The sequence below is a fragment of the Vibrio sp. TRT 21S02 genome, from assembly GCF_050113675.1.
GTDB lineage: Bacteria > Pseudomonadota > Gammaproteobacteria > Enterobacterales > Vibrionaceae > Vibrio.
This window is the reverse complement of the sequence record NZ_JBNJOI010000009.1, coordinates 74,086-97,357: the sequence shown is the minus strand read 5'-3', so window position 1 is coordinate 97,357 and position 23,272 is coordinate 74,086. Positions and strand designations below refer to the sequence as shown.

Annotated in this window: 23 protein-coding genes; 13 read left to right on the top strand and 10 right to left on the bottom strand. The window is 43.3% G+C overall.

Features of this window, described 5'->3' with window-relative positions:
• Positions 1 to 12: 12 nt before the first annotated feature.
• On the bottom strand, positions 13 to 1,899 hold the full coding sequence (locus ACQEXU_RS13445; protein WP_427011201.1) for a methyl-accepting chemotaxis protein: 1,887 nt from the start codon (positions 1,897 to 1,899) through the stop codon (positions 13 to 15).
• Positions 1,900 to 2,020: 121 nt separating this feature from the next.
• A complete protein-coding gene (gene fdhD, locus ACQEXU_RS13440) occupies positions 2,021 to 2,854 on the bottom strand; it encodes a formate dehydrogenase accessory sulfurtransferase FdhD (RefSeq protein WP_367989116.1) in 834 nt (277 codons plus the stop codon).
• A 218-nt stretch (positions 2,855 to 3,072) separates the two neighbouring features.
• Here fdhD and ACQEXU_RS13435 point away from each other — a divergent pair, with 218 nt between their 5' ends.
• The 10 genes from ACQEXU_RS13435 (at position 3,073) to cobB (ending at position 12,651) form a co-directional block, all read left to right on the top strand.
• Positions 3,073 to 3,537, top strand: a complete 465-nt coding sequence (locus tag ACQEXU_RS13435; protein WP_367989117.1) for a DUF3305 domain-containing protein — start codon at positions 3,073 to 3,075, stop codon at positions 3,535 to 3,537.
• Positions 3,527 to 4,021, top strand: coding sequence for a DUF3306 domain-containing protein (locus tag ACQEXU_RS13430; protein ID WP_427011200.1), 495 nt, complete (start codon positions 3,527 to 3,529; stop codon positions 4,019 to 4,021). The genes ACQEXU_RS13435 and ACQEXU_RS13430 overlap by 11 nt, the downstream gene beginning before the upstream one ends.
• Positions 4,022 to 4,201: 180 nt before the next feature.
• Entirely contained in the window at positions 4,202 to 5,863 is a 1,662-nt protein-coding gene (locus ACQEXU_RS13425; protein ID WP_427011199.1) for a 4Fe-4S dicluster domain-containing protein, read from the top strand.
• Positions 5,864 to 5,872: 9 nt separating this feature from the next.
• The gene (locus ACQEXU_RS13420) at positions 5,873 to 6,508 is read left to right on the top strand and encodes a TorD/DmsD family molecular chaperone (protein WP_427011198.1); all 636 of its coding nucleotides are present in this window, start codon (positions 5,873 to 5,875) and stop codon (positions 6,506 to 6,508) included.
• Between the two features lie 63 nt (positions 6,509 to 6,571).
• Positions 6,572 to 6,769, top strand: coding sequence for a twin-arginine translocation signal domain-containing protein (locus tag ACQEXU_RS13415; RefSeq protein ID WP_427011197.1), 198 nt, complete (start codon positions 6,572 to 6,574; stop codon positions 6,767 to 6,769).
• 10 nt (positions 6,770 to 6,779) lie between these two features.
• A complete protein-coding gene (locus ACQEXU_RS13410; RefSeq protein WP_427011196.1) occupies positions 6,780 to 9,635 on the top strand; it encodes a formate dehydrogenase subunit alpha in 2,856 nt (951 codons plus the stop codon).
• Between the two features lie 11 nt (positions 9,636 to 9,646).
• Positions 9,647 to 10,255: a formate dehydrogenase FDH3 subunit beta gene (gene fdh3B / locus ACQEXU_RS13405; protein WP_367986406.1), complete on the top strand. Its 609-nt coding sequence runs from the start codon at positions 9,647 to 9,649 to the stop codon at positions 10,253 to 10,255.
• 14 nt (positions 10,256 to 10,269) lie between these two features.
• Complete coding sequence (locus ACQEXU_RS13400) at positions 10,270 to 11,310, top strand: formate dehydrogenase subunit gamma (RefSeq protein WP_427011195.1); 1,041 nt, start codon at positions 10,270 to 10,272, stop codon at positions 11,308 to 11,310.
• Positions 11,294 to 11,710 carry a hypothetical protein gene (locus ACQEXU_RS13395; RefSeq protein ID WP_367986409.1) on the top strand — a complete coding sequence of 139 codons (417 nt, stop codon included), beginning with the start codon at positions 11,294 to 11,296 and terminating at the stop codon, positions 11,708 to 11,710. Before ACQEXU_RS13400 ends, ACQEXU_RS13395 begins: the two co-directional genes overlap by 17 nt.
• 203 nt (positions 11,711 to 11,913) lie before the next feature.
• A complete protein-coding gene (gene cobB / locus ACQEXU_RS13390; protein WP_427011194.1) occupies positions 11,914 to 12,651 on the top strand; it encodes a Sir2 family NAD+-dependent deacetylase in 738 nt (245 codons plus the stop codon).
• 15 nt (positions 12,652 to 12,666) lie between these two features.
• Here the strand turns inward: cobB and ACQEXU_RS13385 are convergent, their stop codons facing one another.
• From ACQEXU_RS13385 to potA, 6 genes are all read right to left on the bottom strand, one after another.
• A complete protein-coding gene (locus tag ACQEXU_RS13385) occupies positions 12,667 to 13,440 on the bottom strand; it encodes a diguanylate cyclase domain-containing protein (RefSeq protein WP_427011193.1) in 774 nt (257 codons plus the stop codon).
• A gap of 68 nt (positions 13,441 to 13,508) precedes the next feature.
• A complete protein-coding gene (locus ACQEXU_RS13380) occupies positions 13,509 to 14,546 on the bottom strand; it encodes an extracellular solute-binding protein (protein WP_367986412.1) in 1,038 nt (345 codons plus the stop codon).
• 167 nt (positions 14,547 to 14,713) lie between these two features.
• Positions 14,714 to 15,748: an extracellular solute-binding protein gene (locus tag ACQEXU_RS13375; RefSeq protein WP_427011192.1), complete on the bottom strand. Its 1,035-nt coding sequence runs from the start codon at positions 15,746 to 15,748 to the stop codon at positions 14,714 to 14,716.
• 127 nt (positions 15,749 to 15,875) lie between these two features.
• Positions 15,876 to 16,646, bottom strand: a complete 771-nt coding sequence (potC, locus tag ACQEXU_RS13370; RefSeq protein ID WP_367986414.1) for a spermidine/putrescine ABC transporter permease PotC — start codon at positions 16,644 to 16,646, stop codon at positions 15,876 to 15,878.
• Entirely contained in the window at positions 16,646 to 17,503 is an 858-nt protein-coding gene (gene potB / locus ACQEXU_RS13365) for a spermidine/putrescine ABC transporter permease PotB (protein ID WP_367989174.1), read from the bottom strand. The genes potC and potB overlap by 1 nt, the downstream gene beginning before the upstream one ends.
• On the bottom strand, positions 17,487 to 18,620 hold the full coding sequence (gene potA, locus ACQEXU_RS13360; RefSeq protein WP_427011191.1) for a spermidine/putrescine ABC transporter ATP-binding protein PotA: 1,134 nt from the start codon (positions 18,618 to 18,620) through the stop codon (positions 17,487 to 17,489). The genes potB and potA overlap by 17 nt, the downstream gene beginning before the upstream one ends.
• A 314-nt stretch (positions 18,621 to 18,934) precedes the next feature.
• On the opposite strand from potA, the gene ACQEXU_RS13355 reads away from it, so the two are divergent.
• Genes ACQEXU_RS13355 through ACQEXU_RS13345 form a run of 3 tightly spaced genes read left to right on the top strand, consistent with a single transcriptional unit; the run spans position 18,935 to position 21,212 of the window.
• Positions 18,935 to 19,729: a hypothetical protein gene (locus ACQEXU_RS13355; RefSeq protein WP_427011190.1), complete on the top strand. Its 795-nt coding sequence runs from the start codon at positions 18,935 to 18,937 to the stop codon at positions 19,727 to 19,729.
• On the top strand, positions 19,722 to 20,534 hold the full coding sequence (locus ACQEXU_RS13350) for a glucosaminidase domain-containing protein (protein ID WP_427011189.1): 813 nt from the start codon (positions 19,722 to 19,724) through the stop codon (positions 20,532 to 20,534). Before ACQEXU_RS13355 ends, ACQEXU_RS13350 begins: the two co-directional genes overlap by 8 nt.
• A gap of 18 nt (positions 20,535 to 20,552) precedes the next feature.
• Positions 20,553 to 21,212 (top strand): DUF2987 domain-containing protein, encoded by a 660-nt coding sequence (locus ACQEXU_RS13345; protein WP_427011188.1) that lies wholly within the window; start codon positions 20,553 to 20,555, stop codon positions 21,210 to 21,212.
• Between the two features lie 41 nt (positions 21,213 to 21,253).
• On the opposite strand, the gene ttcA is transcribed toward ACQEXU_RS13345, so the two are convergent.
• The gene (ttcA, locus tag ACQEXU_RS13340; protein WP_427011187.1) at positions 21,254 to 22,186 is read right to left on the bottom strand and encodes a tRNA 2-thiocytidine(32) synthetase TtcA; all 933 of its coding nucleotides are present in this window, start codon (positions 22,184 to 22,186) and stop codon (positions 21,254 to 21,256) included.
• Between the two features lie 133 nt (positions 22,187 to 22,319).
• Positions 22,320 to 23,267, bottom strand: a complete 948-nt coding sequence (gene uspE / locus ACQEXU_RS13335) for a universal stress protein UspE (RefSeq protein WP_367986420.1) — start codon at positions 23,265 to 23,267, stop codon at positions 22,320 to 22,322.
• Between the last annotated feature and the right edge of the window lie 5 nt (positions 23,268 to 23,272).

The following is a 23,272-nucleotide window of genomic DNA, read 5'->3' as shown; positions in this document are numbered from 1 at the left end:
CAGCCCGATCTTTTAATATTTAAACTGAGCCACAATTGCTTCAAGCTTGTGGCTCACGTCAGATACTTGTTCACTACACCTCACCGAACCAGTTACGATTTGATGCGTATCGCCCGCTAACTCCGCTATCTGAGTAATATTTCTGTCTATTTCTGCAGACACCATTGATTGTTCTTCAGACGCGGTTGCTATTTGCGCATTCATATCAAACATTTCAGATATTTGATCAACAATCTTATCTATCGCTCCAACCACATTCTCTGTTTGCTCGTTAGAGTGATGAGCCTGCTCAAGACTACTTTGCATCAGTGACACCGTTTTTTGAACACCTGTCGTAAGGCCGTTAATAGTGGTTTCAATTTCATGAGTTGATGTATTCGTCATCAAAGACAACTGACGTACTTCGTCAGCAACAACCGCAAAACCTCGACCATTATCGCCAGCTCGAGCTGCCTCAATCGCCGCGTTCAATGCCAGTAGGTTGGTCTGTTCAGCAATGCCTTGGATGGAGGTGATCACTGAATGAATATCACGACTGCATGTTTCTAATTCAGAGACAAGCTCTTGTGAACTTTCAATATTGCTCGTTAGTGTTTGAATACTTTGCCCTGCTTCATGAGTTAATGTACGTCCACGTTCAGCTTCTAGTTTTACCCGTTTCGCGTTTTCCGCAGCATGCTCAATATTGGCGGTGATCTCGTTACTGGTCATGACCAATTCGTTCACAGCTGTTGCTACAGATTCCGATTCCATTTTTTGCTGTTCTGCATTCTTCATGCTTTGCATGGCTGCTTTTTCAGAACTGCATGAGTTTTCACTGAGTACGTTCATCACCTTCGCCAGATCTTTAATATTGCCGTGTAGCGAACTAATGAAGAGATCAAACGAATTAGAGAGCTGTACCAGTTCATCGTTGCCTTTAGCATTCATCCGTACCGTTAGATCTCCTTCACCTCTGGCAATTTTGTCCATCAGCACATTGATTGCGCCGATGCGGTTAGCAATATTTCGCCCAATTAAGATCAACAGCAGTGATACTAGGAGTGCGACGCACGCTCCAAACGCATAGAGCTGTTGCTTCACACTGGTTGTTTTGGAATTAATCAATGCTTCTATGTCTTGCTGTAAGACATGGATGATTTCTTCAGTTTGATGAACATTATTGCGAAGCGCACCACGCAGCCCTTGTTGTGGTGTTAAACCAAAGGTTGTTTTGGCGTCAGCCAGTTTCGTAATCGCCTGCTGATAATTTTGTACTGCAGAATCAACGAGTGGATAGGATTCAGAGATTAACAGCAAGGTTCTCAGTGCATTTTGTACGTCAAGAAAGGCGCTCTCACTTGGGGTAGCAAGATAGAGGTTGTCATATGTGTAAAGAGAGAAGAGGGCTTTGGTTAAATCACTATCATTGAGGTAAGAGACTTGTTCTCTTAATGACTCACGTGTCAGCTCGAGATCTTGTGTTAAACCCGACTGGCCGCTCTGACCAATTTGATTAACAGAACTGACCAATTGATGAAATTGGATTTGATAATCTTTCACGGTTTGGATGACTTGATCGACTTGCTGCCCAATAGATGGATCAAATTCACTTACTAGTGTATTGAGCTGTGACACTCGAACCAGAAGTTGCTCTGAGGTTTTATCAAACCGCTCAACATATTTGGCGTCTTTGCGTGCTAAGAAGTCTTTTTCATGGCGCCGCAGTGTAAGGAGATCGACTTCACTCAACAGGTTTTCTGTTGCGGCGATATCGAGACGATTGAGTGTGTTAAAGCTAACCTGTTGAAATGCGGCATAGCATCCGATTCCTACCAACAGCATTAATGTGATTAGCGTTAGTTTCGCGCGAATAGTTAGCGCAAATGATAGCCGAGACTCTTTTGGTGATGGTGTCATTAAACACCTCCCTAGCAATGAACGTTGTAATGACTGCTTTTTAGTACTTTGTTACATTTTTATTACAGCAGTTATAAAACTAATAGCACTAGAGAGGGGCTTTTCAAGTTATACAGAGAGATTATTCTTCTTTTAAATGCCCTTTAACATCAAATTCAACTTTATCTGCTCCGGTAAAGATCTGAAAACGCAGACCTTTTGCACGAGCGATCGTCGTTATGCCAAATTTTTGAGCTAAATCTAATCCCATTTGAGTTACACCAGAACGAGAAAGTAGCACTGGAATTCCCATCTGAGCCACTTTAATCACCATTTCTGACGTTAAACGACCCGTAGTATAGAAGATCTTATCTTCACCAGATTCACCGTTTAGCCACATTTCTCCCGCTAACGTATCTACAGCGTTGTGACGACCAACATCTTCAACAAATGAAAGTACTTGGTCACCTTGGCACACGGCGCAACCATGAACTGCTCCAGCTTTCTTGTACGTATCGTTATAATGGGTCAGAGCTTCTAATGCGGCATAGATTTCTGACTGTTTGAGCGGGACTTGAGGCACCTGATAGTTCTCGAGTTGCTTCATCACATTTCCGTACATGGTGCCCTGACCACAGCCAGAAGTTACCGTTTTCTTTTTCAGCGCACCTTCTAGGTGCTCCGTATTTTCTTGAGTTATAACAGCGGCAGTGTGCGTTTCCCAGTCGATGATGACAGATTCTAGAGCTTCGGGATCCGATAGAAAGCTCTGGTTTTTTAAGTAACCTAAAACCAACGATTCTGGTCGCGACCCCAACGTCATTAGCGTTACCACTTCCTTCCAATTAAGCATGACTGTAAGAGGGCGCTCGCAAGCGATTTGTTTAGTCAGCTTTTCTCCGTATTCATCGAAGACTTCCACTTCAATGGTTTGAAGTGGATTTTCACTGGTTTTGAGAATTTTTGGTTTCGCCACGGGGAATCCTATTTATTATTTTCTTAGAGGTGAAACATGATCAAAGCAATTACCATTCCTGATTCGCACAGTATCTTGAATTAAACACTCTACTTAAATTCGATTGAACTTTTGCTGTGGTTTAGATTCTGAGGAAGGTATGGCTTACTGAGACTTTTCACAAGAAGGTACAGTAATTGCTTATAAACGTCAGCAACAAATGAAGAGTTAGGTGAGTTATGTCAAGTGAAGCGCCAATAACAAAACAATTAGAAAAGAACGAAACGGTTTGGGATATTGAGTGTGAATTAGTCGAGCACGAAATTTCTACCGGCATTTGGTTAACCAGTCAGTGGCAACTAAAAGGGTTTAACCTCAAACCAGAAATGGTATCAGAATCTGTTACGTCGCTTGAACTTCATAAAGATGAGCGTACGGATTATCGCTTTAATTTAAGTTCCCAACAGCCCAAACTATTCCTGATCCTAGATAACATGGATACAGACAGTGTGCCTAAAATTGTGTCATTAACCGCTTCGCAAAGCGTTGCTGGTCAATATATGGATGGAGACTATCTCGTATTATCTAATGACATGCCATTACCAATACAGGCTTGGATGGAGGCGTTTATCGGGCGTCATGGGGAGTTATTAGAACAGCGACGTAAGAAACGTCGCGGGGCGGGGCGTTCGAGTGGCAACTAATTTTTTAAGCCGTTGGTCTCAAAGAAAACTTCAGCAAACGGGTCAAGCGGAAGAAGAGCAAATTGAGCCTTCACAAGAGCCCGTTGTTGAACCGGTTGCAGAGGCGCATGCCGACATAACCGATGCTAAGCAAGAGTCAGAAGACGATGTCGTCAGCGTAAGTTCTTTATTAGCAGCTGGAGCAGAAACGGCCGTAAAGAAGGCAGCTTTACGTAAACTGTTTTTAAGTGGTGAATTTTCCGAAGTGGATGCGCTTAATGACTACGATCATGACTATAAAGCCGTCAAGAGTCTATCAAGTGATGTCGCCGAAAAACTCAGAGAATGGGTAAACGATCAGTCTGAGCGGGAGCCTCAAGTAAATGAGGAAGACAAATCGCCTGAACTGAAAGCTCAGCCGGACGACTGCAGTGAAGAGAATCATCTTCCTGATACAGCAGAATCAGAAATTAATGTGGGACAAAATATACCACACAAAGAATAGGTACATTTTGACCGAATCATCAACAAGCCGTATGCGACAAAATGTCGCATACGGCTTTTTTCTGTATCAGAACTAGACAAATTAATCTTAACTTATTGATTTAATAATCAAAAAAATCAGGCACGGCATTTGCTATGTAAAAGCCAATTCTATCGTTCGAGTTCGACATGGAACAGAGCAATGCTAAAACAATTACTACAACAATCAGAGTCTAGTAACGGTAAAGCGCGGTTATATGCGTTTGAAAATACGGTTGAACTGACTAATTTGATCCCGCCGACGGTAAGTTACGAAAGTGGTGGAAATACACTCATTATTGGTCCAACTGCAATTATCGAAAGCGCAGCCCAGCAACTTGAGCAAATGAACAGCATCACTTTACTGTCTACTGATGGTGAGAAAGGCCAACATAAAGAGCTTTATTTCGCGAGTCGTGTTCAGGTTTCTGGTTTTCTCGGTACCTTCGAAGTTTTGACTGAAAACCAAGGCGTGACGACTAATCTTGCAAAAGTAGCCATCAACCATGACTGTTTTGATGTGGTGCTCGATCTTTGTCTCAGCAGTTGTATGACCGAAGAAGTTCCTGTCCCGGGCTACTACCCAGTTGGGCGAGGTTATCCAAAGCTTGCTGAAGCACTTGAAGAAATTCCAACCCTAATGGGAACCTTTGATAAACCAAAGTTCTTTCGTTTGAACACCGAACTCTGTGCGCACAGTTCTCGTGGAGTTAAAGGTTGTGAACGCTGTGTTGATGCCTGTCCCGCTGGTGCACTTTCAAGTGAAGGTAGTGACAAAACCGGTCATCGAATCGAGATAAATCCGTATTTATGCCAAGGGGTGGGGACCTGTGCGACTACGTGTCCAACAGAAGCAATACATTACGCTTTGCCCAACCCACAAGAAACGCAAAAGTTCATTGAGCGCACACTCGCGAATTATGAAAAAGCGGGAGGTCAGGATCCTATTGTTCTGATCTGTAGTGCTCGCCATGAAACCTACAATGTTATGGCACTGAAAGCACTACCAGACAACGTCATTCCGGTTGTGGTTGAAGAGCTACCATCTGTTGGGCCAGACACTTGGTTTGCGGCTTTAGTTAATGGTGCTACGCAAGTGCTTTTTGCAGCCAGCCGTTACATGCCTGAGACGATTCAAAGAATATTGAATAATGAAGTGGCAACCGCTCAAGAGCTATTGTCACAATTGGGCATCACTAAAGAGTGCATTGATGTACTTTACTTGGAGTCCTTAAGAGAAGGCCCTCCGACCTTGTGCACAGAGTCGTTCGATCTCGCTTTAGGTGAGTTGCAAGGCACAAAACGTCAACGTCTGTTCACGGCGCTAGATGCATTAGCCAAATCTCGAATCCCTATCGATAACATCGTTTCAATGCCAGTAAATGCCCCTTTTGGAAGCATTAACTGCAGCAGTAAAGATTGTACGTTATGCATGAGCTGTGTTGCTGTATGCCCAACACGCGCGCTTCACACCGATGGAGTGACGCCGTCACTTAAGTTTATTGAACAGGACTGCGTTCAATGTGGATTGTGTGAAAAGGCTTGTCCAGAACAAGCACTTTCTCTGACACCTCGCATGAATTGGGACAGCGCAACTCGTCAATCGGCAATCACTATCCATGAAGAAAAAGCAGCAGAATGCATTCGCTGTCATAAACCATTTGCACCGCAATCGATGATAGATATGCTCCAAAACAAGTTACGCGGTCACTCTCATTTTACTGATCAAGCCGCCATCAATCGTATTGCGATGTGTGAAGACTGCCGAGTTGTCGACATGTTTGAATCGATGGCCGAAAACCCACTTCAACAGTTGAAATACTAGGAGCTACGCGTGGATACACAACAAGATCAAACCTTACGCGCCCAAATCTATTTAATGCTGTCGTCGTTATTCCGTCAGGTTCCATCAACAGAATTGTTGAGTTTTCTAGCCAATATTGAAGTTGAATCGTCAGCGAGTGAGATGCAACTGACGTGGCAAAAGGTGAAACATGCGGCGGATTCGACAGATGGAGAAGCGCTCGACGATGAGTTTCATGCACTGTTTATCGGTGTTGGCCGTGGGGAGGTTGTACCTTTTGCATCATGGCATCGCACGGGTTCATTAATGGAAAAGCCATTGGCAGAACTTCGTACCGACCTATCTATGCTTGGTTTTGAACGTGAAGAGAATGTCAAAGAGCCGGAAGATCACATCTCGGCTTTATGTGAAGTGATGGCGCTGTTAAGCACCGAAGATGCATCACATCAACAAAGCTTCTTCAACAAACACATTGCCCCTTGGTTTGGATCATTAAGTAACCAAATCCAACAAGCAGAAAATGCAGTGTTTTATAAAGCGGTAGCTGAGCTTCTGACGGCATTTATGGCTCAAGAGCAAGTCCGTTTTAGCGAAAATACGAAAAGCAGTAAATCAACTTTGAAAATTGATGTGAAAAACGTAACCGAATACGAGCAATCGGAATAGCGAACACGTCGATAAGAGAGGCTTTAGCCTCCAAACACTACCTTAAAAGGTAAGGAAGCAACGATGAAAGATAATAAAGATATAAACAACAGCCGCAGGGATGTCCTGAAAGGCTTAGCTACGGCCGCAGTTGCTGGTGCCGTTGTCGCTGGAACAACAAAAGTGGCATCCGCTTCAGAAACTGTTTCTGTTGAAAAAGACGTAAAGAAGACAGGTTACCGCGAAACTCAACACATTCGCGATTACTACGACACTCTATAAGGAGCGAACCATGAAACTAATGAAACGCTCCGATACGGTGAGCAAAGAGCAGAACCAGTTAGGAGTCTCGCGTCGCGCATTTATGAAGAACAGCTCGCTTGCTGCTGGTGGTGCCGTTGCTGGGGCATGCTTGTTTACGCCGGGAATGATCAAAAAGGCAGAAGCTAAATCTGTTGATCCTCAGGCTAAGACAGAAGTAAAAAGAACGATCTGCTCTCACTGTTCAGTAGGTTGTGGAATCTATGCTGAGGTCCAAAACGGGGTTTGGACTGGTCAAGAGCCTGCATTTGATCACCCATTTAATGCTGGTGGCCACTGTGCCAAAGGCGCGGCATTACGTGAACATGGTCATGGTGAACGCCGTCTAAAATATCCAATGAAGCTTGAAAACGGTAAGTGGAAGAAACTGAGCTGGGATCAAGCCATTGAAGAGATCGGAAACAAAGTCCTAGATATTCGTAAGGAATCTGGGCCAGATTCTGTTTACTGGTTGGGTAGTGCAAAGCACAACAACGAACAAGCCTACATGTTCCGTAAAATGGCATCGTTATGGGGAACAAATAACGTTGACCACCAAGCTCGTATTTGTCACTCAACCACGGTAGCCGGTGTTGCAAACACTTGGGGCTATGGTGCGATGACAAACTCATTCAATGATATGCATAACTGTAAATCGATCTTATTCATCGGTTCTAACCCAGCAGAAGCACACCCAGTTGCTATGCAGCATATCTTGATCGCTAAAGAGAAAAACAGCTGTAAAATCGTTGTTGCAGATCCACGCCGTACTCGTACCGCAGCTAAATCAGATCATTATGTTTCTCTGCGTCCTGGCTCTGATGTCGCTTTCATCTGGGGCATCCTATGGCACGTATTTAAAAATAACTGGGAAGATAAGGAGTTCATCCGCCAACGTGTATTCGGTATGGATGAAATTCGCGCTGAAGTAGCTAAATGGACACCAGCAGAAGTCGAACGTGTTACTGGCGTAAGTGAAGCTGACGTTTATCAAACGGCAAAACTGCTTTCTGAGAACCGTCCGGGCTGCGTTGTTTGGTGTATGGGTGGTACTCAACATACAACGGGTAACAACAACACACGTGCGTACTGTGTTCTTGAACTTGCGCTTGGCAACATGGGTAAATCAGGCGGCGGTGCGAACATCTTCCGTGGTCACGATAATGTACAAGGTGCAACGGACCTTGGTGTCTTGTCTCACACACTTCCGGGCTACTACGGTCTTTCTGAAGGGGCGTGGAAACATTGGTCTGGTGTTTGGGATCTAGATTATGACTGGGTGAAAAACCGATTCGACCAAAACAAATATCGTGGCAAATTGCCAATGAACAACATGGGTATTCCAGTATCGCGTTGGGTCGATGGTGTGCTTGAAAACAAAGACAACATCGAACAAAACGACAATATTCGCGCTATGTTCTACTGGGGTCATGCGGTTAACTCGCAGACTCGTGGCGTAGAAATGAGAAAAGCGATGCAAAAGCTGGATATGATGGTGATTGTCGATCCATATCCTACCGTGGCTGCAGTGATGAATGACCGTACCGATGGCGTTTATCTGCTTCCTGCAACCACTCAGTTTGAAACATACGGCAGTGTGACAGCTTCTAACCGTTCCATTCAATGGCGTGATCAAGTTGTTCAACCATTATTCGAGTCGAAACCAGATCACGAGATCATGTATCTTCTGACCAAGAAACTCGGTTTCGCTGACCAACTGTTCAAGAACGTGAAAGTTGAAAATAACCAGCCGCATATTGAAGACATCACACGTGAGTTCAATAAAGGTATGTGGACCATTGGTTACACTGGCCAAAGTCCAGAGCGTTTGAAAGATCACCAACAAAACTGGCATACCTTCCACAAGACGTCACTTGAAGCCGAAGGTGGCCCAGCTCATGGTGAGACCTATGGTTTGCCGTGGCCATGTTGGGGCACGCCAGAAATGAAACACCCTGGTACTCATATCCTTTACGACACATCTAAACCCGTTGCTGAAGGTGGCGGTAACTTCCGTGCGCGTTTCGGTGTGGAGTACGAAGGGAAGAACCTTCTTGCTGAAGACAGCTATTCAGAAGGGTGTGAACTGGAAGACGGTTACCCAGAATTCAGCGATAAACTATTGAAACACCTTGGTTGGTGGGATGACTTAACAGCAGAAGAAAAACAAGCCGCAGAAGGTAAGAACTGGAAGACCGATGTGTCTGGTGGTATCCAGCGTGTTGCCATTGCGCACGGTTGTATTCCTTTTGGTAATGCGAAAGCGCGTGCTGTTGTTTGGACATTCCCAGACCGCGTTCCACTGCACCGTGAACCTCTATACACACCGCGTCGTGACCTCGTTGCAGATTACCCAACTTGGGACGATAGCGAATCTATTTACCGTCTACCGACCATGTACAAATCAATTCAGGATCAAGATAAGTCAGGTGAATACCCAATTATCCTGACATCCGGTCGATTGGTTGAATATGAAGGTGGTGGTGAGGAAACTCGTTCAAACCCATGGCTTGCTGAGCTACAACAAGAGATGTTCGTAGAAGTGAACCCGAAAGATGCCAACGATCTTGGTTTTAAAGATGGTGATATGGTTTGGGTTGAAGGCGCTGAAAAAGGCCGTATTCATGTCAAAGCGATGGTCACTCGCCGCGTGAAACCAGGTCTGGCATTTATTCCTTTCCACTTTGGCGGCAAATTCCAAGGTGAAGAGTTACGCGATAAATACCCAGAAGGCACGGACCCATACGTGATTGGTGAATCTGCCAACATCGCAACGACTTATGGTTATGACCCTGTGACACAAATGCAGGAAACCAAAGTCACCCTATGTAACATTCGCAAAGCGTAAGGAGTCCCGAAATGGCTAGAATGAAATTCCTTTGTGACACCAAACGCTGCATCGAATGTAATGGTTGTGTCACTGCATGTAAAAACGAAAACGACGATGCGCTTGAATGGGGTATTCAGCGCCGTCGCGTTGTAACACTCAACGATGGCGAGCCGGGAGAAAACTCAATCTCAGTAGCTTGTATGCACTGTACTGATGCTCCTTGTATGGCAGTGTGTCCTGCAGACTGTTTTGAACACACAGAAGATGGCATTGTGCTGCACAATAAAGATCTTTGTATCGGTTGCGGATATTGCTTATTTGCATGTCCATTTGGTGCGCCTCAGTTTCCTAAGCAAGCCGCTTTTGGCGAGCGTGGTAAGATGGACAAATGTACTTTTTGTGCAGGCGGTCCTGAGACAGAAGCTGGCTCTGAAGACGAGCGTAAGAAGTATGGCGCAAACCGTATTGCTGAAGGCAAACTACCGATGTGTGCGTCATTGTGTTCAACCAAAGCATTGCTTGCCGGTGATGCAGAAAAAGTCTCCGACATTTTCCGTCAACGTGTTGTAGAGCGTGGTGCGAAAGGGGCAGGTTGGACTGATGGTGAAGACCTGTCTTACGATGCGACGAAAAGTTAATCGTGGAGAAAGTCATGTTAAATGTGTTTAAACGTGCTTCTCTTGCAATGCTGTCCTTAGTGACAGCATTGCTTCTTGCGGTTTCGCTTCCAGCTTCCGCACAAGAGAATAGCTCCCAGTCCGCGCAGAAAGAAATGACTCAATTAGCTGGTGCGGATTTCTGGCGTCAGGTAAAAGAGGGGCAAGAAGGTTACACTACGTCTCAGTTTCCTGAGCATGGTGTGCTAATCAGTACTCCTGGAGAAACGTGGTACATACTAAAAGAAAAATGGATGTCGCCAGCAGGTGCCGTTGCTATTTTTGGCAGTATTACTATGGTGGCACTGGCATACATTTTTGTTGGCCCACTGATGCTAAGTAAACCAAGAACGGGTAAAAAGCTGAAGCGTTGGTCTCGTATGGACAGGGCGCTTCACTGGAGCATGGCGTTTACCTTCCTAACGCTTGCTTTTAGCGGCTTAATGCTTGTTTACGGCAAACACTTCTTAAAGCCTTATGTGCCAACTGAATTCTGGGGCTTTGTTGTGATGCTGGCGAAGCAATATCATAACTACATGGGCCCACTGTTCTTTGTGTTGCTAATCTTTGTTCTGCTTAAGTGGTGGCGTAAGTCTATCCCGACAATGACTGATGTACGTTGGTTTATGAAAATGGGCGGCATGGTTGGTAAACATAAAGGAACACACCCTTCAGCAGGTTTCTCCAATGGTGGTGAAAAAGCGATCTACTGGCTGTTGATTGCTTTTGGCGCTGTTGCGGCTATTAGTGGCTTGGTTCTTGATTTCCCAATCTTTGGCCAAACGCGTCGAGATATGGAGCTATCGAACCTGCTACACATGTTGTCTGCACTGATCCTAATTTGTGGTTTCATTTTCCACATCTATATCGGTCTATTTGGTATGGAAGGTGCACTTGAGGGTATGGTCACTGGTGAAGTCGATGAGACGTGGGCAAAAGAGCACCACGATCTTTGGTACGAAGAGATGAAAGCAAAAGGCCCAGAAACCGATAATCAAGCAGTCAAAGGAGCGCATACAAATGAACAAACCTCATAATGGGATTTGGGTAGCGTATATCTTAAGTTGCTTAACACCGTTTACGTTTCTGATTTCAGGTGTTATTGCCATCATCTATGCGGGCTATCGGTTGGATAAAGGTGAAGATGGAGACATTATTGACTCTCATTACTATGGGTTAATTCGTACCTTTTTCCTTTACTTAACGTTCTTTGTTGTGTTGATCGTAACAGTTGCAACATCAAATGGCGTGCTAGTTGGTGTGAGCGATTATTGGTTACATAGTTCTTTGATTGATACTGTTGCCTATGTGATTCCGTACATAGGTATGATATTTGCGGTTTTGGCCATTATCGTCTGGTTTATCCGTATGTTCCAAGGCATGCAGCAATTGAGAAATAACCAACCTCACAGTCCTTCAACCGGACCAAACTTATAAAACACCAAGCCCCAGAAAACCTCTGGGGCTTTATATTTATCCTACATACGTCTATATAGCGTCGAAGAAGTTTTATAAGAACATTTGGTTTGTATAAGCTGTTTTCTCATCGCCTTATGCGACCAACGTCTAAACCCATACTGCTACTGTTGTTATCTCCAAGATGCTAAACTTTGAAGATAAGCAAACCACAAGGACGTCGTATGAATTTCCCTTACCAAAATATTGTCATCTTAACCGGAGCGGGGATCTCTGCTGAGTCTGGCATTCAGACATTTCGAGCACAAGATGGTTTATGGGAGAACCACCGAATTGAAGATGTCGCAACACCAGAAGGTTTCAATCGTAACCCTGATCTTGTGCAAGAATTTTACAACTTGAGAAGACAAAAACTACAGGAACAATCGATTAAACCAAATGCTGCTCATATCGCGCTTGGGAAGCTGGAACAAGAACTTGATGGGAAAGTAACAATCATTACTCAGAACATCGACAACCTTCATGAAAGAGGAGGCAGCAACAATGTCATCCACATGCATGGGGAACTACTAAAGTCTAGATGCAGTGAGTCCAATCAAGTTATTGAGGAAACGGGGGACATTAATACGGGTGACCTATGCCATTGTTGCCAAATACCCTCGCAAATGCGGCCTCATGTCGTTTGGTTTGGAGAAATGCCACTTCGTATGGGTGATATCTACGCAGCGTTAGAAGAAGCCGATTTATTTATCTCTATTGGCACCTCTGGCGTTGTATATCCTGCCGCAGGGTTTGTTCACGATGCGAAAATGCACGGTGCCCATACCATTGAGCTGAACCTTGAACCAAGTGCGGTAGAAAGTGAGTTTGAAGAAAAACGATACGGGAGAGCAAGCATTGAGGTGCCAAAGTTGGTAGAAGATATTCTCGCACTCCAATCTCCTTCGCAAAAACAAGCCTAATTCATTACAACACTCTCAACGCTGACGTTGGGAGTGTTTCATTTCATACATCGCTTGGTCCGTTTTCTCAAGAGCGGCATTCAAGTTATCGCGCGTTGTACGTTCAATACCATAGCTAAACCGGATTTTTTCGCTGAAAAGCTCTTCTTGTATACAACAGATAAATTCGACTGAACGTCCTGGCTGAACGGTGATAGCAAACTCATCACCACCGAGGCGAAATGCTTGCTCTCGTCGGTTGATATTATTTGCCAGCACTTGCGCAAAACGAACGATCAGCAAATCCCCAGCCAAATGCCCCTTCGTGTCATTTATATGCTTCAACCCATCTAAATCGATATAGATTAAGTCGAATTCATTGAGGGTGATTGCTCTGAGCTTCTTACGATTGTATAACCCCGTTAGTTCATCAATATTCGCGCGCTCTTGTATACGCTTAACCGTGTTGGTGATACCAAATGCAATCAGCAGAAACGAAAGCTGTAGCAACCCATCTTCCATGATGGAATCGATCATTGGGTAGTCATTTGCAATCAAGTTGAAGTAAGTAATTTCCGTAATGACTTCGTAGGCGCTGTTAATGATGAGCAACGTGACGCCAAGACGTATTGTCCGATTGTTTTTTAATGCCTCGCGAGACACAAAGCTTAGATAACAAACCAGAAGTAGGGTATTGGTCTCAAACAACAGATCATATTGAGAGTCTATGTCGACATAATGACTGAGCAGTAGCATCGCAAATGATACTGCAATTAGAAGGGAAACGAATAAAAGGGTAAGTCTGTACATTCTATCCTAATCAACGTGAAAACAAATAAAGCGGCATAAGCCGCTTTATTAAGTGTAAATGGAATTACTTAGTTATCCACTTTCAATTTCTGGAAGTACTCGTCGTAAAGCACGCTCGCTTCACCAACTTCATCTTGCCAAACACCACTGTCCATTACTTTCTGAGGAGGGAAGATCATCGGATCATTCGCAAACTCTTTAGGTAATAGGTCATGCGCTGTTTTCACTGGTGTTGGGTAGCCGATTTCTAATGCAATTTTTGCTGCGTTTTCAGGGCGAAGTAAGAAGTCGATCATTTTATGTGCCGCTTCAACATTTTTTGCACCAGAAGGGATTGCTAGGCTATCCATCCAAAATACCGTACCTTTTTCAGGCCAGATAATGTCAATTGATGCACCTTCTTGGCGTGCCATGTAAGCAGAACCATTCCACAGCATACCCAATGAAACTTCACCGGCTAAATAAGGGTTGGCAGGGAAATCTGAATTGAACACTAATACGTTTGGCATTAGTTTTTTCAACTCTTCATAAGCCGCTTTAATTTCATCTGGGTTTGTTGTGTTTGGCGAGTAGCCTAGCTTAGTCAACGCAATGTGGAACACTTCACGTGAGTCATCCATCAACATAAGCTGACCTTCCCACTTACTGTCCCAAAAGTCATCCCATTTCGTGACCGATGACTTATCTAACATGTCAGCATTGATGCCAATGCCTGTCGCACCCCAGATATAAGGGATAGAGTAGTTGTTGTTCGGGTCAAAAGGTTTGTTTAAAAAATTAGGGTCTAAATCTGAGAAGTGAGATAGTTTCGCTTTGTCGATTTGCTGAAGCATGCCTTCTTTGCGCATCTTAGATACGAAGTAGGTAGACGGTACTACCAAATCATAGCCCGAACCCTGAGTCTTAAGCTTGGCATACATGCTTTCGTTAGACTCATACGTAGAGTAGCGAACTTTAATTCCTGTCTCTTTTGTAAAGTCTTCAAGAACTTCATTTGGAATATATTCAGACCAGTTGTAAAAATAGAGTTCTTGATCAGCAGCCATTGCAGGAGAAGCGATTAGGGTCGCTGCGCAAAGTGCGCTTGCGTAGATTTTACTTTTCATTACTTTTCCGTTTTATGTGTGCAGAGATTTCCTGACGTACATCCAAGTAACGCTCCGCAACCGTTATGAAAGTTTTATCGTGAAGATAAATGTAACAGCCGTTAATTATATCAGCCAATAAGAAAAATAGGCAGCTTTTGCTGCCTATTTTATCTGAGTTCGCTTGCTTACTGGCCAGCCTTTAACTTGAGGAAGTAATCTTCATATTTCACGGTTTTATCACCGACAGCGGCTTGCCATTCCACACGGTCTAGGTCCTCCTGCGAAGGGAACAGTGGAGCAATGTCTTTGAATTTCGCATTGGATTCGGCAACCGCGGTGAGATACCCCGTGTCACGAGAAATCTGCTCAGCAATTTCTGGGCGCAGTAAGAAATCGATCATCTTATGGGCCGCTTCTACGTTTTTAGCGCCTGATGAAATGGCAAAGTTATCAACCCAACCGATGCCACCTTCTTTAGGGAAAACCAGTTTAATCGGTAGCCCTTCTTTTTGCGCTGCAGCAGCACTGCCATTCCAAAGCATACCAACACCCACTTCGCCAGACATGTAAGGTGCACCAGGGTTGTCTGAGTTAAAGACCAGCACATTTGGCATCAGCTTACGTAGTTCTGCATAAGCGTCATCGATTTGTTTTTCATCCGTAGTGTTGCCTGAGTAACCCAACTTACGAAGAGCAATATGGAACACTTCACGAGTATCATCCATCAGCATGATTTGGCCTTCCAGCTCAGGCTTCCATAAGTCAGCCCAGCTTTGAAAATCTTGTGGATCATACATATCGGTATTGACGGCTAAGCCCGTGATCGCAACAACGTGTGGGATAGAGTAGTCATTGTTTGGATCGTAAGGTTTATCTAGATAGTTTTTATCTAGATTCTTAAAGTTGCTCAGTTTCGACTTGTCGATTTTCTGAAGCATGCCTTCATCACGCATCTTAGAGACGAAGTAAGTGGATGGAACCACCAAATCATAACCTTGATTGTGTGTTTTTAGCTTTGCATACAAAGTTTCATTCGATTCATAGGTGGAATAAATAACTTTGATGCCAGTTTCCTTGGTAAATTGTTCCAGCAGGTCGCTATTGATATACGGCCCCCAGTTCATAAATACCAGTTCTTTATTTTCGTCCGCTGCAACTGAACCTGAGAACAGTGAAAGCGCACATGCACTACCAGCTAATAAAGTAGCCCATTTTTTCATTTACGTTAGCTCCAAACCAAACGTCACCGCCTTAGTAATAGCGGTGCTAGATAGAAAAACAGAATGGCACTTTGCCATTCTGTTTCGTGGTAAACCTAAGCATGGATGCTTAGAGTTTAATAGTGAATTACTCCACTTTCTCCCTTGCCAGTAATTGTGAGGTTACAACAAGCACAAGAGAAACGATTAACATGACAGTTGCTAAGGCATTAACCTCCGGTGAGATTCCCACTTTTACCATCGAGTAAATCTTCAATGGAAGGATTTCATACGTTGGACCTGTCACAAACGAGCTAATGATGACGTCATCAAGCGACAACGTGAAGCTAAGTAGCCATCCCGCAGCAACTGCTGGTTTTGCCAATGGTAAGATGATTTGCTTCAAAATTACCCATTCACTCGCTCCAAGATCTTTTGCCGCTTCCAGCATTTTTACGTCAAAGCCATTGAGTCGGCTGTATACCGTGACCACCACAAATGGCAAGCAAAACGTAATGTGGGCAATCAACAAGGTGAAAAAGCCCAGTTGCGCACCTAACACCAAAAACAGCGCCAACAGAGAAATCGCCATCACGATGTCCGGAGACATCATCACAACAAACAACATACCGTTGACAAGACCTTTTCCTTTAAATGAATAACGGAATAGGGCGACAGCCGTCAAGCTACCAATAATGGTTGCTGCCGTTGCGGAAAACACAGCCACATTCAGTGAGTGCCATGCCGCTTGCATTAAGCTGTCGTTATTGACCAGCGTCTCATACCATTTCGTTGTAAATCCACCCCATTTCATACCAAATTTATTGGCATTAAAGGAGTTCACGATCAAGACGATGATAGGTAAATACAAGAATGCATATACCAACGTCATAAAGCTAAATCTAACTGTGCGTCCCATTAGTCTAGCTCCACTTTCTTATTCAATAATTTGCCAGCGCGATAGTAGGCATAGAGCATCACAGCCATCGCAATCGTCAGAGCTATACTGGTTGCAGCACCAAATGGCCAATCACGTGCATTCAGTACTTGGCTCTTAATAACGTTACCAATTAACAAGTTCTTGGCGCCGCCTAGTAAGTCAGCAATGTAGAACATCCCAAGAGCAGGGAGCAGTACCAATAAGCAGCCGCCAATAATACCTGGCATGGTTAACGGCAAGACGACTTTTGTCAGTGTTTGTAGTTTATTCGCCCCTAAATCTCGAGCAGCTTCGATGTAAGTATCATCAAGCTTCTCAATCGCGGAATATAACGGCAAAATCATAAACGGCAACAAAATGTAGACCAAGCCAATCATTACTGCTGTTTCGGTATACATTAGACGTAAAGGCTTATCGATAATATCTAGAGCTAACAAGCCTTTATTCAGAATACCTTGTGTTCCAAGTACAATTTTTAAGCCATAAGTCCGAATAAGTGAGTTAGTCCAAAAAGGTACTATCACTAAAAACAGCATAATAGGGCGCCACTTCGCAGGCATTTTCGCGACAATGTAAGCAAAAGGATAACCAATCACTAAACAAATTAGGGTCGCAATAATCGCCATGTAGAATGAATGCCACAATACTTTAACGTACAGCGGATCCATCAAACGCAAGTAGTTATCTAAGGTGAAGGTCATCTCAATGAGATTCGCTTCATCACGAGTTAAGAAACTAGTGCCAATGATCATCAAGTTAGGCACTAATACAAATAAACCTAACCAACCAACGATGAGGGCGATAATGGCATTTTGTAGATTAAGCTTTGTGCTCATCATTTAACACTACCTCCCAGCTCTCAACCCAAGTGATAGCGACTTTTTGACCAAGAGAGTGATCGACATCAGGATCATCTTCATTGAAAAACTCACTAACCATCACACGCATGCCGGATTCCAGTTCAATCACAGAGTCCAGAGTCATACCTTTGTAAGTGCGCTCGGTAACGTGTCCGACGATACCTTTTTCTTCAGACTCTTTGATCTCTTCAATGCGTAAATCTTCCGGGCGAAGCAGCACTTGCAATTTATCGCCAGCATCAGCCTGTTTATCATAATAAACAACCGACTCAACCCCTTCGATTTCAGCGCGAATGCGTTTTTCATCAATACGCTCAATCATCGTTGCATTAAACACGTTGATTTCACCGATAAAACGAGCGACAAACAGGTTTTTAGGCTCTTCGTAAATCTCACGAGGAGAGCCATCTTGCTCAATAACCCCTTCACGCATAACAATGATGCGGTCTGACATCGAGAGAGCTTCTTCTTGGTCGTGAGTAACGAATATGAAGGTAATGCCTAATTGACGTTGCAATTGCTTCAGTTCGATTTGCATCTGTTTACGCAATTTATAATCCAGAGCAGAGAGCGACTCATCAAGCAACAGTACTTTAGGCTTGTTCACAACAGCGCGAGCGATAGCGATACGTTGCTGCTGACCACCAGAAAGCTGATGCGGTTTGCGTTGTGCCATTTTTTCAAGGCGCACCATGCGTAATGCTTCCATCACTCTAGGTTCGATATCCTGAGCGGACACTTTTTGCATGCGTAAACCAAATGCAACGTTTTCGAAAACGGTCATATGAGGGAATAGTGCATAGCTTTGAAAAACAGTATTGACGTGCCTTTGCTCTGCAGGTAGCTGAGTAACATTCTGACCATCTAAAAGGATCTGACCATTATCTGCGGTTTCAAAACCCGCGATCATCCTTAAAACCGTTGTCTTACCACAACCTGATGGACCCAAAATCGTTAAAAACTCACCATGATTAACATCAAGGTTAAAATTGCCGATGATCTCCTTACCATCGAAACTTTTATTGATGCCAGTTAAGCGAATAACTGGTTGTCCTGCGTGTTGTTTAGCGTTCAACGTCTGTTTTTCTCCCACATGGGCCACTATCTCAGTCTTAAATAATGACCTGTAGTTACATAAATAGAGGCGCGCATCATAATCACCAAAACTGTGAATTCAAAGTATTTTCTTACCTTGAAACACAAAAAATTTTGCAGGTAAAAGTAAACATTTCTTACCATACTTATTTAAAGGCTCAATTGGTGCGGCAGGTGGTTAATTATCAACCAAAAAACCGAGAAAGCAAGCGCCTGATTGTATTGCGATTTTAAGTTGTTAGCTTTTAAGTATAATGCACGTAACTTTTAGTTAGTCTTTCTTATTCTAGGAATAGGATACCGGATTCAATAATGAACGATGATATCGAAAAAGATTTTAATTTAGGTGGAAGTATAGAGCAGGCTATCTCTGGGGACTATAAGCTCAAAGCCAGTGATGTTCTGAGAGAAGCATGGAATCATACAATGAAAAACTTCCTTTCATTCTCTCCTTCTATTGTCATTCTCCTCGCGGTACAACTTGCCATTTTTTATATTGCACTTAAGCTGCAGCTTGGTGATCCATCCGTTATTTTAAACGCGCTTCAAAATCCAGAAGCATTTGATGAACGTATTATTTCCGCTATCTTCGTCGCCAACTTTAGCTATGAAGTGGTCAGCGCTCCAATTTATGCCGGCATATGTTTGATGGCAATGAGCCATTCTGCTGGTTTGAAAACCAAACCAAAACATATCGGAAAAGGGCTCCAACATACTATTCCTGTCATTTTGGCAACATTGTTTAGCCTGACGCTACAAGGAATTGCAGGTATGCTCCTTCCATTCTTATCGATGTACCTGTCACTTGCGTTCAGTAATTCAATCCTGCTGATATGTGAGAAGCAAATTCCACCAATGCAATCACTGTTGCTGTCACTACGTGCCGTGAATAAAAAGATAATACCGCTTGCGGGTATCTACTTGATTGTCACCATGATGTTTATCGTCGGTGCAATGTTCTATGGCATTGGTCTTATCTTCGTCTTGCCATTTTTCTTCCATGTGAAGGGCATCATCTATCGAAATATGTTCGGTATTAGGCTCAAGATTGTCGCTTCTGGTAAACCAAAAGATGGAGATGACGACTCACAGGTGTTTAATGCATAAATCTGAACGTCTTCTCATTGTTATTGCTGGCCTTATGGCCAGCTTTGCGTTTTACCGCTACGAGTTTACCCTCGAAGATAATTGGACAAGCTCAGACATACTTCGATCGACAGACTTGGTGGCTGCGAATGTCGGCAATGCGCCAGATTTCAAACAGTACTCAGGCTCAAAGCTCAAAAAACAGGCCTTTTTCAATTATCTTCGTCCCGGCATTGCACTCGAGAATCAACGAATCTTAAAAGAACGAAGTCGATTAGAGCGAATAGAAGAACATTTTGACAAGATGACGCTCTCTAATGACGACATGTTATATGCCAAAAGGCTAGGGCATTTATACCATGTGCCACTACCTGAAGACGGCATCGACCGAATATGGCTCAATCGAATGCTCCATCGTGTCGATGTATTACCTGAAGCGCTCATACTAATCCAAGCCGCTAATGAATCAGCTTGGGGCACTTCTAGGTTTGCTACAAAAGCAAACAACTATTTTGGTCAATGGTGTTATCAACGCGGTTGTGGCTTAATCCCACAACAACGAGCGGAAGGAAAAACACACGAGGTTGCTAAGTTTCATTCAGTACAAGAATCAATACATGGATATTTTATGAATGTAAACCGCAACAATGCTTATTATGAGCTTCGCGAAATTCGTTATAAGCGGCATATGAATAAAAAGAGCCTCACAGACACTCAAGCTGCGATCGCTCTTACTAAAGGTTTATTAAAGTACTCAGAGCGAGGTGAGGCATACGTCAACGATTTACAAGCGATGATTCGGCATAATGAAGCGTTTTGGAATTAAAACAGTAGAATGCAAATAATGAAAAAAGTGACGTTAGCCTTACTGCTCACCTCGATGCTTGGTGCAATCGCGCCAGTTTCAGCTCAAGAGTACATGTTTACCTACTCTAAGCTTTTCACTCAAATGAAAGCGAATTCAAAAGAAGGCCATGATGATATTAAAATTGGTTTTTTCTTTACTGACGCGAAAACAAAACAATTGTGTGATATCGAAAAAGCTTGGATGGAGAAAGAAGAGCACTATGAAGAGTTATCTATTTCTCCGGCTAAAGAACTATTAGTTCCCCTAGATAGCAACTTGCGTCAGGCTAATCCGTTAGTCTTTGTCCAAACACCTAAAGACAAGCGATGTGACTTCTCAATGGTTGTCATGACCAAAGTACCTTTTGACGGAAAAGTAACCTATGAAGAGGTTGAAAAATTGATGCCTCAAATGCAAACCATACTTGAAGATTTGGGTGGCATGTTTTCAAGTTGGTTTACCCCTGACGTTGAAGGCGTGACATTAGAATTTGCTAATCAGCTTAATTCTTACATTGATCTTTCTGGCGGTCAGCAAATAGAAATTCGAGATGGTAAAGCTCAAGTAGCGCTCAAGGATATTGGAAAAGGTGGTTTTATGACTCTGCCTCAAGCCACAATTAGAGTACTCCCATATTTGCCTGATGCAAAAAAGTAGAGTTCGGAAAAATAAAAAAGGCGACCATATGGTCGCCTTTTTTATAGATTCGTTACATTTAACTGAAGACTTGGGTCAAACTCTTGAACTTGGTCTTCATCAACAACAGGTCGAGCTTGAATGTCTTCTTTATCAAAGCCGATGTCACCACCGTTAATCACTCCGGAATCCTTATCGATTGATTTAAAATCAAATAAATCAAAATCAGCAAGGTGGCTAGGAACTACGTTTTGCATCGCTCGGAACATTGTCTCAATTCGCCCCGGGAAACGCTTGTCCCAGTCGTTAAGCATTTGCTTGATGTTTTGACGTTGCAAGTTCGGTTGAGAGCCACATAGATTACATGGAATAATTGGGTACTCACGCATCTCGGAATACTTAATGATGTCTTTTTCGCGACAATATGCCAAAGGACGAATCACCACATGCTCACCATTATCAGACACTAGCTTAGGTGGCATTGCTTTCATTTTCCCACCGTGGAACATATTCAAAAATAGGGTTTCAAGAATGTCATCACGGTGATGGCCTAAAGCAATTTTTGTCGCTCCAAGCTCTTTCGCAGTACGGTACAAAATACCTCGGCGAAGGCGGGAACATAGGGAACAAGTTGTTTTTCCTTCCGGGATCTTATCCTGCACTATTGAATAGGTGTCTTCTTCGACAATCTTATATTCAACACCTAAAGACTCAAGATACTCAGGCAGAATATGGCTAGGGAACTCTGGTTGTTTTTGGTCAAGATTAACAGCAACTAATGAGAAAGAGATCGGTGCACTTTTTTGCAAACTCATCAAGATATCAAGCATAGTAAAGCTATCCTTACCACCTGATAAGCAAACCATAATACGATCACCATCTTCGATCATATTAAAGTCTTGAATGGCTTGACCAGTATTACGACGAATACGTTTTTGAAGCTTATTAAAGTTGTATTGCTGAGCTTTAGTGCGCTCTTGAGTATGCTCTGTCATTACTTGCTGTCTTATAAATCATCAAAACAAAATGAAGTGCGTATGATACGGATAAATTGCCTATATGCCAGTTCTAATCACCACTAAATAAAAAATCCCCTCGAATGAGGGGATTTTGTCAGGGATGGTTACGTTAAATCGCAGTTTTTGGGTCCAAAGGACTGATATAACCCAAAGGTTTCAGCGCTAATACATCACAATTAATCTTATCAATGACGTGCTCTGCTGTGTTTCCTATAAAGACTGCAGATAATCCAGTGCGCCCTGTGGTACCAATAATAACCATCGCAGCATTTAGTTTTTCGGCTACCTCGGGAATAATGTCTTCAGGCAAACCTTGTTCTACAATGGTTTGTTCCTCGTCAAAACCATGTTTTTGTCGTAATGACTTCATGGCTGTTAAGTGGTGTCCTCTTACCGCGTCGGTATAGGTAGTTGGATCAAATTCAGGTAACTCAATCGTAATATTAGCCGGGGTTACAGGATAGGCGTTTACTAAATAAGGCTTTGCGCCAAGACGCCCTGAGATATTGGTTAATTGTTCGACCATGATATCGTTTAAGTCGATATGGGTGTCATTTTCTGATCCAACATGAACGGAAGCAAGTATGCTAGCGTTATCCGGCCATTCTTCGTTTTTAACCAGAAGAACAGGAGAAGGGCATTTCCTCAATAGATGCCAGTCTGTTGGAGTAAAGATAACCGCTTCCAAGATGTCATGTTTACGTGTTCCTTTGATCACAATGTCATGCTCACCAGCAAACACCTCAGCAATAATGGCTTCGTAAGGCCGATTATGCCAAACCACTACAATATTAAACTCGACTTCTTTATTCATGTAGGGTTTAGCGATATTTCTCATCCACTGTTCCCTTTGGTGTATCACACCTCGACGCATCGCATCACGCTCATCGATCGAGAGCATGGATGTCATATCATAAGAAAAGTCGTAAATAGAAAGGAAGAAAGTCACTCGGCTAGGAGAACGACTTTTGGCAGCTAATTGCATTGCTCGGGCTAAAGCAGGTTGTTCGTCACGATTAACGTCTGCAACAACTAATATTTTATTATAAATGCTCATATGAA

What these genes read in the sequence shown, in the direction of transcription:
- ACQEXU_RS13395 (WP_367986409.1), top strand. Translation starts at nt 11,294, where the DNA reads ATGAACAAACCTCATAATGGGATTTGGGTAGCGTATATCTTAAGTTGC.
- potB (WP_367989174.1), bottom strand. Translation starts at nt 17,503, where the DNA reads ATGAGCACAAAGCTTAATCTACAAAATGCCATTATCGCCCTCATCGTT.
- fdh3B (WP_367986406.1), top strand. Translation starts at nt 9,647, where the DNA reads ATGGCTAGAATGAAATTCCTTTGTGACACCAAACGCTGCATCGAATGT.
- ACQEXU_RS13410 (WP_427011196.1), top strand. Translation starts at nt 6,780, where the DNA reads ATGAAACTAATGAAACGCTCCGATACGGTGAGCAAAGAGCAGAACCAG.
- ttcA (WP_427011187.1), bottom strand. Translation starts at nt 22,186, where the DNA reads ATGACAGAGCATACTCAAGAGCGCACTAAAGCTCAGCAATACAACTTT.
- ACQEXU_RS13355 (WP_427011190.1), top strand. Translation starts at nt 18,935, where the DNA reads ATGAACGATGATATCGAAAAAGATTTTAATTTAGGTGGAAGTATAGAG.
- ACQEXU_RS13400 (WP_427011195.1), top strand. Translation starts at nt 10,270, where the DNA reads ATGTTAAATGTGTTTAAACGTGCTTCTCTTGCAATGCTGTCCTTAGTG.
- ACQEXU_RS13425 (WP_427011199.1), top strand. Translation starts at nt 4,202, where the DNA reads ATGCTAAAACAATTACTACAACAATCAGAGTCTAGTAACGGTAAAGCG.
- ACQEXU_RS13375 (WP_427011192.1), bottom strand. Translation starts at nt 15,748, where the DNA reads ATGAAAAAATGGGCTACTTTATTAGCTGGTAGTGCATGTGCGCTTTCA.
- ACQEXU_RS13350 (WP_427011189.1), top strand. Translation starts at nt 19,722, where the DNA reads ATGCATAAATCTGAACGTCTTCTCATTGTTATTGCTGGCCTTATGGCC.
- ACQEXU_RS13415 (WP_427011197.1), top strand. Translation starts at nt 6,572, where the DNA reads ATGAAAGATAATAAAGATATAAACAACAGCCGCAGGGATGTCCTGAAA.
- ACQEXU_RS13385 (WP_427011193.1), bottom strand. Translation starts at nt 13,440, where the DNA reads ATGTACAGACTTACCCTTTTATTCGTTTCCCTTCTAATTGCAGTATCA.
- ACQEXU_RS13380 (WP_367986412.1), bottom strand. Translation starts at nt 14,546, where the DNA reads ATGAAAAGTAAAATCTACGCAAGCGCACTTTGCGCAGCGACCCTAATC.
- cobB (WP_427011194.1), top strand. Translation starts at nt 11,914, where the DNA reads ATGAATTTCCCTTACCAAAATATTGTCATCTTAACCGGAGCGGGGATC.
- uspE (WP_367986420.1), bottom strand. Translation starts at nt 23,267, where the DNA reads ATGAGCATTTATAATAAAATATTAGTTGTTGCAGACGTTAATCGTGAC.
- potC (WP_367986414.1), bottom strand. Translation starts at nt 16,646, where the DNA reads ATGGGACGCACAGTTAGATTTAGCTTTATGACGTTGGTATATGCATTC.
- ACQEXU_RS13435 (WP_367989117.1), top strand. Translation starts at nt 3,073, where the DNA reads ATGTCAAGTGAAGCGCCAATAACAAAACAATTAGAAAAGAACGAAACG.
- ACQEXU_RS13345 (WP_427011188.1), top strand. Translation starts at nt 20,553, where the DNA reads ATGAAAAAAGTGACGTTAGCCTTACTGCTCACCTCGATGCTTGGTGCA.
- ACQEXU_RS13445 (WP_427011201.1), bottom strand. Translation starts at nt 1,899, where the DNA reads ATGACACCATCACCAAAAGAGTCTCGGCTATCATTTGCGCTAACTATT.